This window comes from Candidatus Njordibacter sp. Uisw_002, from assembly GCF_047730155.1.
Taxonomy (GTDB): domain Bacteria; phylum Pseudomonadota; class Gammaproteobacteria; order Pseudomonadales; family Balneatricaceae; genus Njordibacter.
The window spans coordinates 1,079,199-1,094,005 of record NZ_CP159832.1 but is presented as its reverse complement, the minus strand read 5'-3'; the positions used below and the strand labels follow the sequence as shown (position 1 = coordinate 1,094,005).

Below are 14,807 nucleotides of genomic sequence, written 5' to 3'. Positions count from 1 at the left end.
CACTTGTTCTTGGCTCACAATGAGTCCCTTTGTTAACCGTATTACACGGCTTAGTTGTAGTTAGGTGATTAGCCAATGACTCTCTTGTCACTCGGCAAGTTATTATCGTAGAAGCAGCCTGCTTTGGCAAACCAAAATGGCAAATGTTAATCATTTTCTAAAATTATATGCAAGTATGAATGCACCCATTAACAAACCAATTAAAGTGCTGTAAAAATAACAAGGTATAGCAAATTTTATAAAACCTCACACGCGGCAGTTTTATATAGATCATTTACCTAGGTTTTAATGCAAGTTAAAACAGAAGCCACTACAATAGAAGCGTCTATTTTTGCCTTAACGGCCAACGCCTTAGGACTTTTGCGTGCTACTACATTCTATTCCTACCCCTTCTAAAGCTGGCAATAAGTTACTTTGGGCACAAGCTCATGGTGCTACTTCTGCCTTGGCGATCGCACAAGCAGCACAAGCGCACCAAGGGCCCGCGTTAGCTTTAGTGAAAGATACCGATGCAGCACTTACACTAAGTGCACAGCTGAAGTTTTTCTTAACTGGCACGGAATATAGTTGTTTAATGCTGCCTGATTGGGAAATACTGCCTTATGACAGTTTTTCTGCTCACCCAGACATTATTTCAGAGCGCATAAGCACGCTCAACCAAATCACCAATCTAAGTAAAGGCGTCGTTATTGTGCCCGTAGCTACACTGCTGCACAGACTACCCCCAATGAACTACTTAGCAGGCAACAGCTTCACTCTAAAAACAGGCCAAAACTTACCACAAGGTCAATTTCGCCAACGTTTAGACCAAGCGGGTTACTTACTTACAGAAACCGTCTCACAAGCCGGTGAGTTTGCCCTTAGAGGAGGCTTAATCGATCTTTACCCTATGGGTAGCCACGCCCCTTTGCGTATAGAATTATTTGATGACGAAATTGAAAGCCTGCGGTATTTCGATGCAGATAGCCAACGTACCACAGCTTTAATTACTGAATTCAATCTACTTCCAGCGCGCGAGTTTCCATTAACCGATACCGCAATAAGTCACTTTAGACAAAGCTTTACCAGCCAATTCGATCTAGATCCAAAAGCTTGCCCTGTGTATCAAGATGTAAGCCAAGGATTTGCCCCTGCTGGAATCGAGTATTATATCCCATTATTTTTTAACACCATGTCTACTTTGCTAGACTATCTTCCAAGCTCATCACTTGTGATTAAGCTAGGCGGTATTGAAGAACAAGCCCATCATTTTTGGCAAGATATTGAGTCTCGTTATGAAGATTATAGTCATGACATTGAGCGCCCATTACTTGAGCCTAAACAGCTATTCTTATTTACCGATGAAATGTTTTCTGGCTTAAAAAACTTTCCAATCATCGACATACAAGACAGTGCATTACTTGAGCCTGATGCCAACAAGGGCTCGTATAACTTAGGCGGTGCACAAAACCCGCAACTTGCCATTAACAATACACTATCTAACCCTCTAGCGGCCTTACAAACAGCAATAGAAGGCACCGATCAGTGCATACTGGTTTGTGCCGAATCTGCCGGAAGAAAAGAGGCCTTACTCGACTTATTTAAGATATTACCCAACGACCCAGAAAATATAGAAAACTGGTCGGACTTTATTGCCACAAGGCCTAATTTTGGAATCTGCGTTGCACCGTTAGAAGAAGGATTAAATTTACCCCAGCACAAGCTTTTAGTTGTCTGTGAGGCTCAGTTATTTGGTCAAAAAGTACTCCAAAGACGCAGACGAGACAAAGCCACTGAAAATCCTAATACTGCTATCCATGATTTGGCTGAACTAAGTATAGGCAATGCTGTAGTGCACCAAGATCACGGTGTAGGTCGTTATCATGGGCTACAAAGTTTAAGCATAGATGGTCAAGATGCTGAATTCTTAGTATTGCTTTACGCCAACGAAGCTACACTTTATGTACCTGTTTCTGGCATAGAGCTTTTATCACGCTATTCTGGTGGAGAAAATGCACCATTACATAAGCTCGGTGGTGAACAATGGACCAAGGCCAAACGCAAAGCTGCAGAAAAAATTAAAGATACGGCAGCAGAGTTATTGCACATTTACGCACTTCGCGAAGCTCGTGATGGGCATGCATTTCCAAAGCCTGATGCAAGTTATCAGGCCTTTTGTGATGCTTTTCCTTATGAAGAAACACCAGACCAAGAGCAAACTATTAAGGCTGTGCTTAGTGATATGATGGCAGACCAACCTATGGATAGACTGGTTTGTGGTGATGTTGGTTTTGGTAAAACAGAAGTAGCTATGCGCGCTGCATTTATGGCCATTAATGGAGGCAAACAAGTAGCCTTACTAGTGCCCACTACACTGCTAGCACAACAACACTATGAAACTCTAAGAGACCGCTTTGCTAACTGGCCAGTTAATGTTGGTGTGATGTCACGCTTCCAATCGACAGCGCAGCAAAACAAGTCCATGGCTCAAGCTGAAGACGGCACATTAGATATTTTAGTAGGCACCCACAAAATTTTACAAGGTAAACTTAAATTCAAACGCTTAGGTTTACTTATTATTGATGAAGAACACCGCTTTGGTGTGCAGCAAAAAGAATCGTTTAAAAAGCTTCGCTCAGAAGTGGACATATTAACTATGACAGCCACTCCTATTCCAAGAACATTAAATATGTCCATGGCAGGCATGAGAGACTTGTCTATTATTGCCACGCCTCCAGCAAGGCGTATATCCATTAAAACGTTTGTCCGCCAAGATGATAAAAAAATTGTTAAAGAAGCTATTTTAAGGGAGCTACTGCGTGGCGGGCAGGTATATTTTTTACACAACGAAGTTAAAACCATTGAAAATAGTGCGCAACGATTACGTGAATTAGTGCCAGAGGCCCGTGTTAGTGTGGCCCATGGGCAAATGCGCGAGCGTAATCTAGAACAAGTAATGAGTGACTTTTATCACAAACGCTCTAACGTACTTGTTTGCTCTACCATTATAGAAACTGGTATCGATATCCCTACGGCTAATACAATTATTATTGAACGTGCCGATAAATTTGGTTTGGCCCAGCTTCATCAATTGCGAGGTCGTGTTGGACGATCTCATCACCAGGCCTATGCTTATTTAATGACCCCACATCCAAAATTATTAAGTAAAGATGCTGTCAAACGTTTAGAAGCCATCGAAGCCACGGCAGACCTTGGTGCAGGCTTCACCTTAGCAAGTCATGATTTGGAAATACGTGGTGCAGGCGAGCTACTTGGCGAAGAGCAAAGTGGTCAAATGCAAGGTATTGGATTTAGTTTATATATGGAAATGTTAAACCAAACCGTAGAAGCCATGAAAAAAGGCGAAACGCCAAACCTTGACCAACCATTTACCAGAGGCACTGAAGTTAACCTGCACTTACCTGCCCTGATTCCTGAGAGCTATTTACCCGATGTACATAACCGTTTAGTCATGTATCAGCGCATTGCCAATGCTGAGCACAATGCACAATTAAAAGAGCTACAAGTGGAAATGATTGATCGTTTTGGCCTACTGCCTGATCAAATAAAAAACCTTTTCCGTCAAAATCGTTTAAAGTTAAAGGCTAAGGCCATTGGCGTCACGCACATTGAAGCCTCTGCGAGTAGTGGACGTATAGAGTTTGGCAAGAACACCCAAATAGACCCTATGGTATTAGTAACATTAGTGCAAACCCAGTCTAAGCACTTTAGGTTTGATGGCGGCACTAATTTGCGTTTTACTTTACCGATGGAAAAGATAGAAACTCGCTTCCAACGTATGGAAGATTTAATTAAACAGTTGAGTTAATTATGGGATTAAGGGCTAATTTACGATTTCTTTTAAACAAATACCTGCATGTGTGCTGCATATCCTGGGCCTTGTTACTGCCAGATCTAAGTTTGGCTGCCAGTGACAAAAATCAGACTTGGTATCAAATAGAAGTCATTGTGGCAAAGCGCATAGATCAAAATATCAGTTTAGAAGCCTTTCCATCTGAGCCTGCATCTATCACCTCTGGAAGTAGAGTTCTTGCTGAATTTAATGCAGATATCGGTAACCCTTTCCAACTAGATAATGAGGAGTTTATTAGCCTTCCTTTAGATCTGCGTATACTCAATAATGAAGTTAAAGCCTTAACCAATAATGATCAATATGACGTGCTATTACATCAAAGCTGGCGCCAGATTTTAATTGGCAACAAGGCGATCAACTGGATTAATATAGGAAGTGGCTACTCTTGGGGTGGTCATCAACAACTTGAAGGCCGCTTAGGTTTCAGTAAAGGACGTTTTTTACACATCTTTAGTGACCTGCATTTAAATCAATTTCAAAGTTTTGCAACAGATATGAGCCAAAGGGCCAGCCGCCAGTCACTGCAATTAGATCGTTCATTAGCGCCTCAAATAAAGACACGCTATAGCTTAGTCCAGCGTCGTAAAATGCGCAGCAAAGAGTTGCACTATTTAGATCACCCTAAGTTAGTACTACTAGTTAAAGTCATTCCATATACGCCTGCAGAAACCATGATAAACACAGATGCGATTATCACCACCATACCCGCTATGGAAATTACATTAGCAGACCCTACGGAGCTAAACGGCGCTGAAGAAAAGCCTGTGGCACCTGCTGCGCCAATAGTTGATCCAACTCTATAGCTTGTGTGTGTAATTGAGCACGTGGATAAACGGGCTGGTGCCTATCATCATGCCAATTTTCCCAATTCAATGTGTGCTGAATAAACTCTTGCGCAAAGTGTGGCGAAATCTCGTGGCAACCTAATAAAATCACATCAAGGTAAGACTGCACTATAGGCGCATTTTGTAAGCCATGTTTATCATGATCATATAAATAAACCCATACTTTGCTATTTAAAGCCAATGCAGCATAGCCTGGCAAATAAGCAATTTGATCATGACTAAGCTGCGTGCGTACATAATGAGTTTCTCGTTCGTCAAAATTCTCTAACTCGGACTCAGGCACCTCAAACAAAACCCCATTACACAATGCATTTGGCATAACTCTGGCTGCAACTGCTCGCATTTTGGTGCCCTTCCAGCTTACCCAAGTGCGCTCTAACCCATGCACACGCACTGCTAATGAGTCTCCAGCAATCCCTGTAATACGACGACTAGAACTGCTAATTAGGCTGCCATAACCAAATATATAATGTTGCTCACTCATGTGTATCAGCACCCTCTATCTGTGGATGATTCATGTGAATAGTTTGAGTTGGGAAGGCAAACTCTGCACCATGTTGGGCTACGATGTCGGCAATAACACCGAGTAACTCTTGCTTAATTTCGTGAAATTCAGCCCAGTTAGTTGTCTTGGTAAACGTGTACACAAAAAAGTCTACGCTGTGGGAGTTGAACGTATTCACATTCACCATTAAGGTTTTTCCAGTATCTATAGCAGGATGGGCTAATAACATCTCTTTTACTGCTAAAGTAATTGCTTGAATTTTGTCTTGATCATCATAGCGCAGGCCAAATGTTTCATAGAACCGTCGGTTAGACATGCGTGAAGGGTTTTCCACAGAAATACTAGTAAAGGTTGCATTTGGCACATACAAGGGGCGCATATCAAAGGTGCGGATACGAGTTAAACGCCAACCAATATACTCTACAGTACCTTCAATTTCTTGATCAGGTGAACGGATCCAATCGCCCACAGAAAACTGGCGATCTAAATAAATCATTAAACCTCCAAAAAAATTAGACAAAAGCCCTTTCGCCGCAAAACCAATAGCAATACCACCCACTCCACCAAAGGCTAGTAGGCCTGAAATAGAAAACCCAAAGTGCTGCATTAAAGATAAAATAGCAGTAATAAAAATAGACGCTTTAATCAGCTTGCCAATAGCCTCAACTGTTGTTTTGTCCCATGCTTCACCGTGTTTACCAGGCTTGGATAGCATGTTGGCAACCACATTCACCAACCTTACCAAACACCACGAGACCAAAATAATCAGCAATGTATCGCGAAGATTAACTACAAAACTTAATGTATCTGTATCAAAGGAGTCGCTCACAATCTCAACAACCCAAGCAAGACCAATTACCCAAACACCCCAAGCTAATGGCTTTTGGGCAGCATCAAGCAGAGCATCATCCCATTCATTTTGAGTTTTTTGAAGTTGCACAGCCAAACGTTGAAATGACTTACGCACCAAAAAATTGAACAACAACACCCCGAATACCAACAAAAACATTTTAGCTAGCAAGATAGATTCTGATGAGTCTATGCCCGCCACTTCTAACAATTGGTCCACCATGTACATTAAATCTCTCCTATAATTGGCGCTTGGGCTGCGCTAGCCATAACGGGAATGATGTCCGCCATCATTTGATCCAAATTTCGGATAGTTTTATATTCTCGCTCACAAATTGCTAACAAAGCGTCACTGCTAGAAATTGAAAAGACCAATACTCCCAATAAATAGTGAAATCTCCAAAAAAATTGCTCATTGGTCATTGCTGGCATATGTTGGCGAAGTAGTTTCATAAAGTGCATAAACGATGCACCATATTGTTGAGTAAGGTGTTTACGAAGATGCCCCTGAGATTGGCTATACGCGGTATTAATAAGCCGCGCCAATATAGCCAAGCTGTGATGATTTTGTTGCACCACTTGCTGACAAGAGCGTGCCAAAATGCTTAACAAATGTTGTAATTCTTGCTCTTCACTGCGCCCATTAGGCAAACTTGATTCATAATCACTCAATTGGATTTTAAGGTTTTGGGTGAGAGGGTCCAAAAAGCGATCTGTAACTGCTTGGATTAAACCTTTTTTGGAACCAAAATGGTAATTCACTGCGGCTAAGTTGACTTTAGCTTTAGTGGTAATCGTTCTTAAAGAAGTTTCCACAAAGCCATGGGTTGCAAACTCAACTTCAGCAGCATCTAAAATCCGATCAATGGTAGAACTGGTCATGGTAATATTTTGCTTGCATAGAGTGTTTTAAACATTCGTTTAAAACTATCACGACTAGTTAATCCTAGCAAGTAAACGAACCTGAATTTAAGTTAAATATCACCTAGTTACAATGCATTAGATCAGTTACCATGTGCCTCTTAGCAAATCAATATAACTCATCTATATGCTCTACAAAAACCTTAGTCGCAATGTATGGTTGCTATCCGTTTCTCATGCTTTTTCGTTTGCTGGAGCCTCTGTCACTTTTTTCTTAGGTGGCATTATTGGTGCTCTTTTAGCGCCTTCCATTACTATGGCCACCTTACCTGTAGCAGCTTCAGTTATTGGCACGGCAATGGGCACCTGGCCTGCAGCTATGTTTATGAGTAAAAAAGGCCGCAAGGTGGGCTTTATTGGTGCAGCAGTTCTTGCCGCAGCATCAGCTTTACTAGGCGCCACAGCTATATGGCAAAGCCACTTTTGGCTCTATTGCTTCTCATGTCTAAGCTTGGGGCTTAGCTATGCTTTCGTACAACACTATCGTTTTGCAGCTGCAGAGAGTGTGGCAATAGAAATCGCTCCACAGGCAATATCAGCCATTTTACTATCAGGTATTGCAGGGGCATTTTTAGGGCCTAACATAGTCAATTATGCCCATAATTGGATTCCACAACATGCGTTTGTGGGCTCATACTTAGCCTTAGCCATATTAGTATTAATACCCGCTATCATTTTGTTATGGATGCAGGCCCCAACGCTTCAATCAACAACTAAAGACTACACGACAGGCAGAACTATTAGGCAATTAGCACAGCAACCAAATTTTATACTAGCTGTGTTAGCAGCTACCTTGTCTTATGCGCTTATGGTGTTTCTCATGACAGCCACACCACTGAGCATGCACGTTATGAATGGCCATAGCATGGACGATACAAGTATTGTCATTCAATGGCATATAGTGGGCATGTTTTTACCCTCTTTATTCGTTGGTAAATGGATCACAAAATATGGCCACAGAAAAATTATGCTACTAGGTATATTGGCTATCGCCATATGCATTGGTGTTAGCCAAGTCAATCAAAGCGTCACAGGTTATTGGATTAGTTTGGTTTCATTAGGTCTAGGTTGGAATTTCTTATTTGTAAGTAGCACATCACTGCTAATTACTACCTATAAAGAAGCAGAAAAATTTCGTGCGCAAGGGTTTAACGAGCTGATGGTATTTGGCGTACAAGCTATTGCATCATTGTCTGCTGGTTGGCTTTTAAGCATGAGTGATTGGAAAAGCATTAACTTAATGAGCATACCGTTTTTAGTGTTATTGTTACTTGTGATTTGGTGGAGTAATAAAAAATCAGTCGCTTAGATTTAGCACTTGCCTAGCCCAAGCGACATCATTTACAAATGCAGCATCAATACCCAGATGTTTTAAACGCAGCAGTTCTTCAGCTTCTTTCACAGTGTAAACGCGCACCAATAGACCGCGAGCGTGCGCGTCATCAACAAGTTGTGCATCAGTAGTTTCTGTATAGCTATGCAAGGCATCAGCACCCATATCATGAGCTAAAAAGGCCAATGAAACAGGACATGAGGCAATAAGGGGGGCAATATTAAGGGCGGGTAACAACATCTTTAGTTCCGCCAATAAACGGTGGTCAAATGCGGACACACATAACTGTGCCCATTCAAAATTTAATTGGCCTACAGCATGCTTTATTTCGTTAGCCACTTGATGAATTAAGTCCGCAGACTTAAGTTCAATATTGACTACACATACTCCCCTAACCAGCTCTAACACTTGTCGTAGACTTGGCGGAGGCTGGCCATCACCTGCATCAAGGCGCTGCCATGTTAGGGGAGTGAATTGATTGACAAAGCCCTCACCATTTGTCGTGCGATTTACCGTGCTATCGTGCATCACTACCACAGTGCCAGACATCAGTCTTACATCAAGTTCTATGCCATCACACTGCTGATGCAATGCCAACTTAAAGGCCTCCATAGTGTTTTCTGGGGCTAGATCACTGATACCTCGATGAGCAAATAACTGCATTAGAGACTCTAAGCTACATAGATTAAATAGAATCGTATTGTGCCTTTATATTTGAAACTTTCCAAGCGACTTTTTACTCGTTTGAACCCATGGACTGCTATTTTTTCAACACCTGTCTAAACCATCAAGTTGTTGATAAACTCAAACAAAAGGCACGGTAGGCAATGTCATGGTCACAAACAACTCAAACTTCGATTACATTATTGTAGGTGGTGGATCCGCAGGCTGTGTGCTTGCAAATCGACTTTCTAGTAACCCGCATAACAAAGTTTTGTTATTAGAAGCCGGTGGTAATGATAATTACATTTGGATACACATTCCAGTGGGATACTTATACTGCATGGGTAACCCACGCACGGACTGGGGCTTCAAAACAAGCAAACAAAAGGGCCTAAATAGCCGAGAAATAAACTACCCTAGGGGGAGAGTTTTAGGTGGATGTTCATCCATTAACGGTATGATCTACATGCGAGGCCAGTCCAGTGATTATGACAGCTGGCGTGATATGGGAAATCTGGGTTGGGGTTGGGATGACGTGTTGCCCTACTTTAAAAAATCAGAAGACTACTATGCAGGTGCCAGTGATTTTCACGGTATTGGTGGAGAATTGCGAGTAGACAAGCAACGCCTTTCTTGGGATATTTTAGATGCATACCGTGATGCCGCAATGCAGGCTGGGATAGATAAAATTGAAGACTTTAATTTAGGTGATAATGAGGGCTCTTCGTATTTTAAGGTAAACCAAAAGAATGGTTGGCGATGGAATACTTCAAAGGGATTTTTACGACCCATCAAACATAGAAAAAACCTAACAATAATTACTCATGCACAAGTACAACGAGTGATGTTTAGTGAAAAGCGAGCCTGTGGTGTAGAAGCTTTAGTGAAGGGCCGCCCGATGACATATCATACCAATGGCGAAGTGATTCTTTGTGCTGGCTCTATTGGATCGCCCCAAATTCTTGAACTATCTGGCATTGGTAATCCTAAACATTTACTTAAAGCGGGCATCGAAGTAGTCCACCAAAGTAATGAAGTTGGAGAAAATTTGCAGGACCACCTTCAGCTTCGGGTGGTCTTTAAAGTTGAAAATATATTGACACTTAACCAGCGTGCCGGCACAACGTTGGGTAAAATAGGCATTGGACTTGAATATTTACTGTCACGCAAAGGGCCTATGTCTATGGCTCCAAGCCAATTAGGTATTTTTGCAAAATCAAGCGATGACGTCAAAACTGCAGATTTAGAATTCCATGTTCAACCCTTGTCTTTGGATAAGTTTGGTGACCCACTGCACCCCTTTCCAGCTTTCACCGCAAGCATCGTTCCATTGCGTCCACAAAGCCGCGGCTCAAGCCACATTATTTCTGCTGACCCAAAGGTTCACCCCTGTATTAATCCAAATTATCTCAGCACCGAGTATGACAAACAGGTGGCTAGCAATGCCATTAGATTAGCTCGCCATATCGCTCAACAACCGGTGATGAAAAAATATAAACCCAATGAAATAAAACCAGGTACCAATTACCAATCAGATGCAGATTTAGCTAAGGTCGCTGGTGATATAGGCACTACTATATTCCACCCAGTAGGCACTTGCCGGATGGGCTCAGATGATCAAGCTGTAGTGGGTATAGATTTGAAAGTTAAAGGTGTACAAGGTCTGCGTGTTGTAGATGCTTCCATCATGCCAACAATTACATCAGGCAACACCAATGCCCCAACCATTATGATCGCAGAAAAAGCTGCTGATATGATTTTGCATCGTTAAAACATAAAACAATCAATAAACTTCAGCGTAGTTCTAGCATTTATACTGAAGATACTATATTTTGAAACGCAAATAATACTGCGCAATCATTTGGAAGATCAACCTCCTATGCCTAACGAATCATCACTACATCCATTACCTAACCCATCATCAAGCCATTCAGTTTGGCTTAAAAACCCTCTTGCTATTTTAGCTGATAGTGCCGAAGGTGGGTTGGTAGTAAAAGGACAAAAAGTAATAGAATTGGTAGCCAAAGGACAGCAGCCAAAATCTAGCTATGATGAGGTGATGGAATGTGGCGAGTTAGTCATTTTGCCTGGTTTAATCAATGGTCATCACCATTTTTACCAAACCTTAACACGCGCCTTACCCCAAGCACTTAACAAGCCTTTATTTGGCTGGCTTACCAGCCTTTATCCAGTATGGGCAGGATTAGAGCCTGACATGCTATATCAAGCTACGCGCTTGGCTTTAGCGGAGCTACTGTTATCTGGTTGCACCACAGCTGCAGATCATCACTACTTGTTTCCTGAAGCCCTAACGCAAGCTATGGATATACAAGCAGAAGCTGCAGCAAGCATTGGTATTCGTATGACTATGACCCGTGGCTCCATGAGTTTGGGAGTGAATGATGGCGGCTTACCACCACAAAGCACAGTGCAACAAGAAGACACAATCTTAGCCGACAGCGAGCGCGTTATTAAACGGTATCACGACCCTAGAGAAGGCAGTATGTTGCAAGTGGCTCTAGCTCCTTGCTCACCTTTTTCAGTGACACCTGAATTAATGCGCAATTCTGCAACCCTTGCAGCTCAGCACAATGTAATGCTCCACACTCATTTAGCTGAAACCATAGATGAAGAGAATTTTTGCCTACAACGCTTTGGGTTACGCACGGTGGATTACCTTGATAGCGTGGGTTGGTTGGGCCCACAGACCTGGTTAGCCCATGGCATTCACTTTAACGATGATGAAATTAAACGTTTAGGCGCTGCCGGCACTGGTATCTGCCACTGCCCTACCTCAAATATGATGCTAGCCTCTGGCATGGCACCTGTGCAGGAATTAGAAGCAGCAGGATGCCCTGTAGGCTTGGGAGTAGATGGGTCAGCCTCAAATGATGGCTCGAATATGATCCAAGAAGTGCGCCAAGCTTTATACTTACAACGCTTAAAGTATGGTGCACAAGTAAGCCACTTTGACGCTTATCGTTGGGCAACAAAAGGTAGTGCTAAAATGTTAGGCCGCAGTGACATTGGTTCATTGGAAGTGGGGAAACAGGCAGATATTGCTTGTTTTAAACTAGATGAGATGCGCTTTAGCGGCAGTCATGATCCATTAGCAGCCTTATTATTATGCGGCGCGCATAAAGCGCAGCACGTAATGGTGGCGGGTAAATGGCGCGTAAAATACGGTGTCATTGAAGGTTTAGATGTGGGGCCGTTGTTACAACAGCACGGTGCTGCGGCACGTGCTTTGGTTGCAAAAATATAGCCTGAACCCTCACTTCATCATGTGATATGCCAAGCATAAAAAAGCCAGCTTGATCAATCGAGTAAGCTGGCTTTTTATATTCTAGCTAAAAGCTAATTAGCCTTTAATAATGTTGTGCTCTGGCCCAAATGGGAACTTAGTGATGTTCTCTGCGCCTTCGTCACCTACCACTAAAATGTCATGCTCACGATAACCACCAGCGCCTGCCATACCCTCTGGCAACATGATCATAGGTTCAATAGAAACCACCATGCCAGGCTCCAACACTGTGTCTACGTCTTCACGGAATTCAAGACCGGCTTCACGCCCGTAGTAATGACTAAGGGTTCCAAAAGAATGCCCATAGCCAAACGTGCGGTATTCCAATACATCGTGCTCAGCAAAAATTTCATTTAGCTCATGGGCTACATCACTACATTTCACACCAGGTTTAACCAACTCTAAGCCACGACGATGTACCTTGCAGTTAATTTCCCATAGCTCTAAATGACGATCACTGGCATGCTCAGAAAACAAAGTACGCTCAAGTGCCGTGTAATAACCTGCAATCATTGGAAAGCAGTTAAGGCTTAAAATATCGCCAGCTTCAATCTTACGACTGGTGACTGGATTGTGGGCACCATCGGTGTTCATACCTGACTGAAACCAAACCCAAGTGTCCATGAGCTCACCATCTGGAAAGGTTTTAGCAATTTCACGGATCATCGCTTGGGTGCCTGCCAAAGCCACTTCGTATTCTGGCACACCTACCCCAATAGCATCACGGATAGCTGCACCACCAATGTCACCAATGCGCGAGCCATGCTTGATCACTGCAATTTCTTCAGCAGACTTGATCATGCGCATCTGCATGGTTGGCACACCAATATCAGTAAACTGCGAGGTTGGGAAAGTAGCTTTTACAATGTCCATCGTTGCCAAAGGCATATGGTCATACTCTACGCCAATGCGGCTGCCTGGTTTAATCAAGTTTTTAAGGGCAACAAAAAAGTTACCTTTTTGCCAATCGGTATAAACCACGTTGTCACCTAACTGGTTACGACGAAATGGCTGACCGCCATCGATATTAGCAGTAACGGTAGTGTAGTTGTCTTGTGTAACAACTAAACCATAGTCACGACCAAAGCGACAATATACAAAGTCTGAAAAGTAGTTGATGTTGTGATACGAGGTAAAGACTACAGCATCTAAATTAGCTGTTGCCATGTGCGCACGTAGCTTGGCAAGACGGTTACTTAGCTCTTGCTTAGAAAAAGTGGCCACAACTTTTTGACCGTTGGGGATTTCGATAGTACGAGGCATATTTTGTGGATTCATTGTATTCACCTATTCTTTACACACAACTCAATTAATAACACTGTAGCTACTAAAAATTCACTTAGCAGTACAAACTGGTGGCAGTTTAGTTTTTATCTATCTATTAGTAAAATAAATAAATTAAATTCAATCATTTATTATATTAATAATAATACCGTAAGGCTGACACCTAATTATTTTTGAGATTATTAACTTACCATCGGGGTAGCAAAATCTTGCAATATACATTTAGATTGGCGATATTGTGCATTATTCACAACAGATGTAATCGAGACTTAATGACATGGCCAAAAACAAGTTGATCGGTGATCCAACTATCATCTCTATGTATGCCAACCAATTTACCTTTTTGGCCCGACCTCTCACACGCGATATGAGTCAAAATTTTGATGCTGCTATTGTTGGATTACCATTTGATTTGGCAACTACAGGCCGTGCAGGAACTCGCCTAGGCCCTAACGCAGTGCGCCAGGCCAGTAGTAATGTAGGTTGGGAAGGAAGGCGCTGGCCTTGGGGATTTGATGCTTTCAAATACCTTACTGTAGCAGATTATGGAGATTTAGATTTTATTCCAGGTAGCCCTGAAGATCTCAACCTGCAAATAGAGGTGCATGCGCAAAACATTATTAGTTCTGGCACTCACATGGTGAGTATTGGTGGCGATCACTATGTGGCCCTACCATTACTTAGAGCCCACGCTAAACATTATGGAAAAATGGCACTTGTGCATTTTGATGCCCACACAGACACCTACCCTAACGATACAGAAATAGATCATGGCAGCATGTTTTACCATGCCCCTAAGCAGGGTTTAATAGACCCTGACCATTCAATTCAAGTGGGTATTCGCACAGAATACAGGCCGCAAGATCATGAATTTGAAGTGATTGATGCAGCACAAGCTAATGACTCCAGTGCCGATGACATTGCTGCAGCAATCATAAAACGAGTAGGAGACCTACCTGTCTACTTGACCTTTGACATTGATTGCCTAGACCCTGCTTACGCACCAGGCACTGGCACACCCGTAGTAGGTGGCTTAACTACAGACAAAGCCTTGAGAATTATTCGTGGTTTAAAAGACGTCAACATCGTAGGTTTTGACTTAGTGGAAGTCAATCCTGCCTATGATCATGCAGATATTACTGCATTGGCAGGAGCCACTTTACTGTTAGAGTTTTTGTACCTTTTGGCTCACAAAAAACATCAAAAAAGCTTATAGACCCAGACACACTATTGCTTAACTATTGATAAGT

The 14,807-nt window shown here is 42.4% G+C and carries 11 protein-coding genes; 6 read left to right on the top strand and 5 right to left on the bottom strand.

All coding sequences use genetic code 11. From position 1 onward, the window contains the following. The first annotated feature begins 364 nt into the window (after window positions 1-364). Both mfd and ABXT42_RS05195 read left to right on the top strand, forming a co-directional pair. Window positions 365-3,808, top strand: a complete 3,444-nt coding sequence (mfd, locus tag ABXT42_RS05200; protein ID WP_443629311.1) for a transcription-repair coupling factor — start codon at window positions 365-367, stop codon at window positions 3,806-3,808. Window positions 3,809-3,810: 2 nt separating this feature from the next. Next, a complete protein-coding gene (locus ABXT42_RS05195) occupies window positions 3,811-4,656 on the top strand; it encodes a CsiV family protein (protein ID WP_443629310.1) in 846 nt (281 codons plus the stop codon). Here the strand turns inward: ABXT42_RS05195 and ABXT42_RS05190 are convergent. The 3 genes from ABXT42_RS05190 to ABXT42_RS05180 are packed head-to-tail and all read right to left on the bottom strand — an operon-like array spanning window position 4,586 to window position 6,934. Further along, complete coding sequence (locus ABXT42_RS05190) at window positions 4,586-5,182, bottom strand: gamma-glutamylcyclotransferase family protein (protein ID WP_443629309.1); 597 nt, start codon at window positions 5,180-5,182, stop codon at window positions 4,586-4,588. The two genes, ABXT42_RS05195 and ABXT42_RS05190, sit on opposite strands and share 71 nt — an antisense overlap. Then, on the bottom strand, window positions 5,175-6,281 hold the full coding sequence (locus ABXT42_RS05185) for a mechanosensitive ion channel family protein (protein ID WP_443629308.1): 1,107 nt from the start codon (window positions 6,279-6,281) through the stop codon (window positions 5,175-5,177). The genes ABXT42_RS05190 and ABXT42_RS05185 overlap by 8 nt, the downstream gene beginning before the upstream one ends. Further along, window positions 6,281-6,934, bottom strand: a complete 654-nt coding sequence (locus ABXT42_RS05180) for a TetR/AcrR family transcriptional regulator (RefSeq protein ID WP_443629307.1) — start codon at window positions 6,932-6,934, stop codon at window positions 6,281-6,283. Before ABXT42_RS05180 ends, ABXT42_RS05185 begins: the two co-directional genes overlap by 1 nt. Window positions 6,935-7,100: 166 nt before the next feature. Between ABXT42_RS05180 and ABXT42_RS05175 the strand changes: the two genes are divergently transcribed. Then, the gene (locus ABXT42_RS05175; protein ID WP_443629306.1) at window positions 7,101-8,282 is read left to right on the top strand and encodes an MFS transporter; all 1,182 of its coding nucleotides are present in this window, start codon (window positions 7,101-7,103) and stop codon (window positions 8,280-8,282) included. On the opposite strand, the gene ABXT42_RS05170 is transcribed toward ABXT42_RS05175, so the two are convergent. Further along, window positions 8,271-8,969 (bottom strand): glycerophosphodiester phosphodiesterase, encoded by a 699-nt coding sequence (locus ABXT42_RS05170; RefSeq protein ID WP_443629305.1) that lies wholly within the window; start codon window positions 8,967-8,969, stop codon window positions 8,271-8,273. The two genes, ABXT42_RS05175 and ABXT42_RS05170, sit on opposite strands and share 12 nt — an antisense overlap. A 169-nt stretch (window positions 8,970-9,138) precedes the next feature. On the opposite strand from ABXT42_RS05170, the gene ABXT42_RS05165 reads away from it, so the two are divergent. Then, the gene (locus tag ABXT42_RS05165) at window positions 9,139-10,740 is read left to right on the top strand and encodes a GMC family oxidoreductase (protein WP_443629304.1); all 1,602 of its coding nucleotides are present in this window, start codon (window positions 9,139-9,141) and stop codon (window positions 10,738-10,740) included. A gap of 108 nt (window positions 10,741-10,848) precedes the next feature. After that, entirely contained in the window at window positions 10,849-12,234 is a 1,386-nt protein-coding gene (locus ABXT42_RS05160) for an 8-oxoguanine deaminase (RefSeq protein WP_443629303.1), read from the top strand. 96 nt (window positions 12,235-12,330) lie between these two features. Here the strand turns inward: ABXT42_RS05160 and ABXT42_RS05155 are convergent, their stop codons facing one another. Further along, window positions 12,331-13,551 carry a M24 family metallopeptidase gene (locus ABXT42_RS05155; protein ID WP_443629302.1) on the bottom strand — a complete coding sequence of 407 codons (1,221 nt, stop codon included), beginning with the start codon at window positions 13,549-13,551 and terminating at the stop codon, window positions 12,331-12,333. 283 nt (window positions 13,552-13,834) lie between these two features. On the opposite strand from ABXT42_RS05155, the gene speB reads away from it, so the two are divergent. Further along, entirely contained in the window at window positions 13,835-14,773 is a 939-nt protein-coding gene (speB, locus tag ABXT42_RS05150; protein WP_443629301.1) for an agmatinase, read from the top strand. The last annotated feature ends 34 nt before the right edge of the window (window positions 14,774-14,807 follow it).

What these genes read in the sequence shown, in the direction of transcription:
- ABXT42_RS05180 (WP_443629307.1), bottom strand. Translation starts at nt 6,934, where the DNA reads ATGACCAGTTCTACCATTGATCGGATTTTAGATGCTGCTGAAGTTGAG.
- speB (WP_443629301.1), top strand. Translation starts at nt 13,835, where the DNA reads ATGGCCAAAAACAAGTTGATCGGTGATCCAACTATCATCTCTATGTAT.
- ABXT42_RS05165 (WP_443629304.1), top strand. Translation starts at nt 9,139, where the DNA reads ATGGTCACAAACAACTCAAACTTCGATTACATTATTGTAGGTGGTGGA.
- ABXT42_RS05190 (WP_443629309.1), bottom strand. Translation starts at nt 5,182, where the DNA reads ATGAGTGAGCAACATTATATATTTGGTTATGGCAGCCTAATTAGCAGT.
- ABXT42_RS05160 (WP_443629303.1), top strand. Translation starts at nt 10,849, where the DNA reads ATGCCTAACGAATCATCACTACATCCATTACCTAACCCATCATCAAGC.
- ABXT42_RS05155 (WP_443629302.1), bottom strand. Translation starts at nt 13,551, where the DNA reads ATGAATCCACAAAATATGCCTCGTACTATCGAAATCCCCAACGGTCAA.
- ABXT42_RS05185 (WP_443629308.1), bottom strand. Translation starts at nt 6,281, where the DNA reads ATGTACATGGTGGACCAATTGTTAGAAGTGGCGGGCATAGACTCATCA.
- ABXT42_RS05195 (WP_443629310.1), top strand. Translation starts at nt 3,811, where the DNA reads ATGGGATTAAGGGCTAATTTACGATTTCTTTTAAACAAATACCTGCAT.
- ABXT42_RS05170 (WP_443629305.1), bottom strand. Translation starts at nt 8,969, where the DNA reads ATGCAGTTATTTGCTCATCGAGGTATCAGTGATCTAGCCCCAGAAAAC.
- ABXT42_RS05175 (WP_443629306.1), top strand. Translation starts at nt 7,101, where the DNA reads ATGCTCTACAAAAACCTTAGTCGCAATGTATGGTTGCTATCCGTTTCT.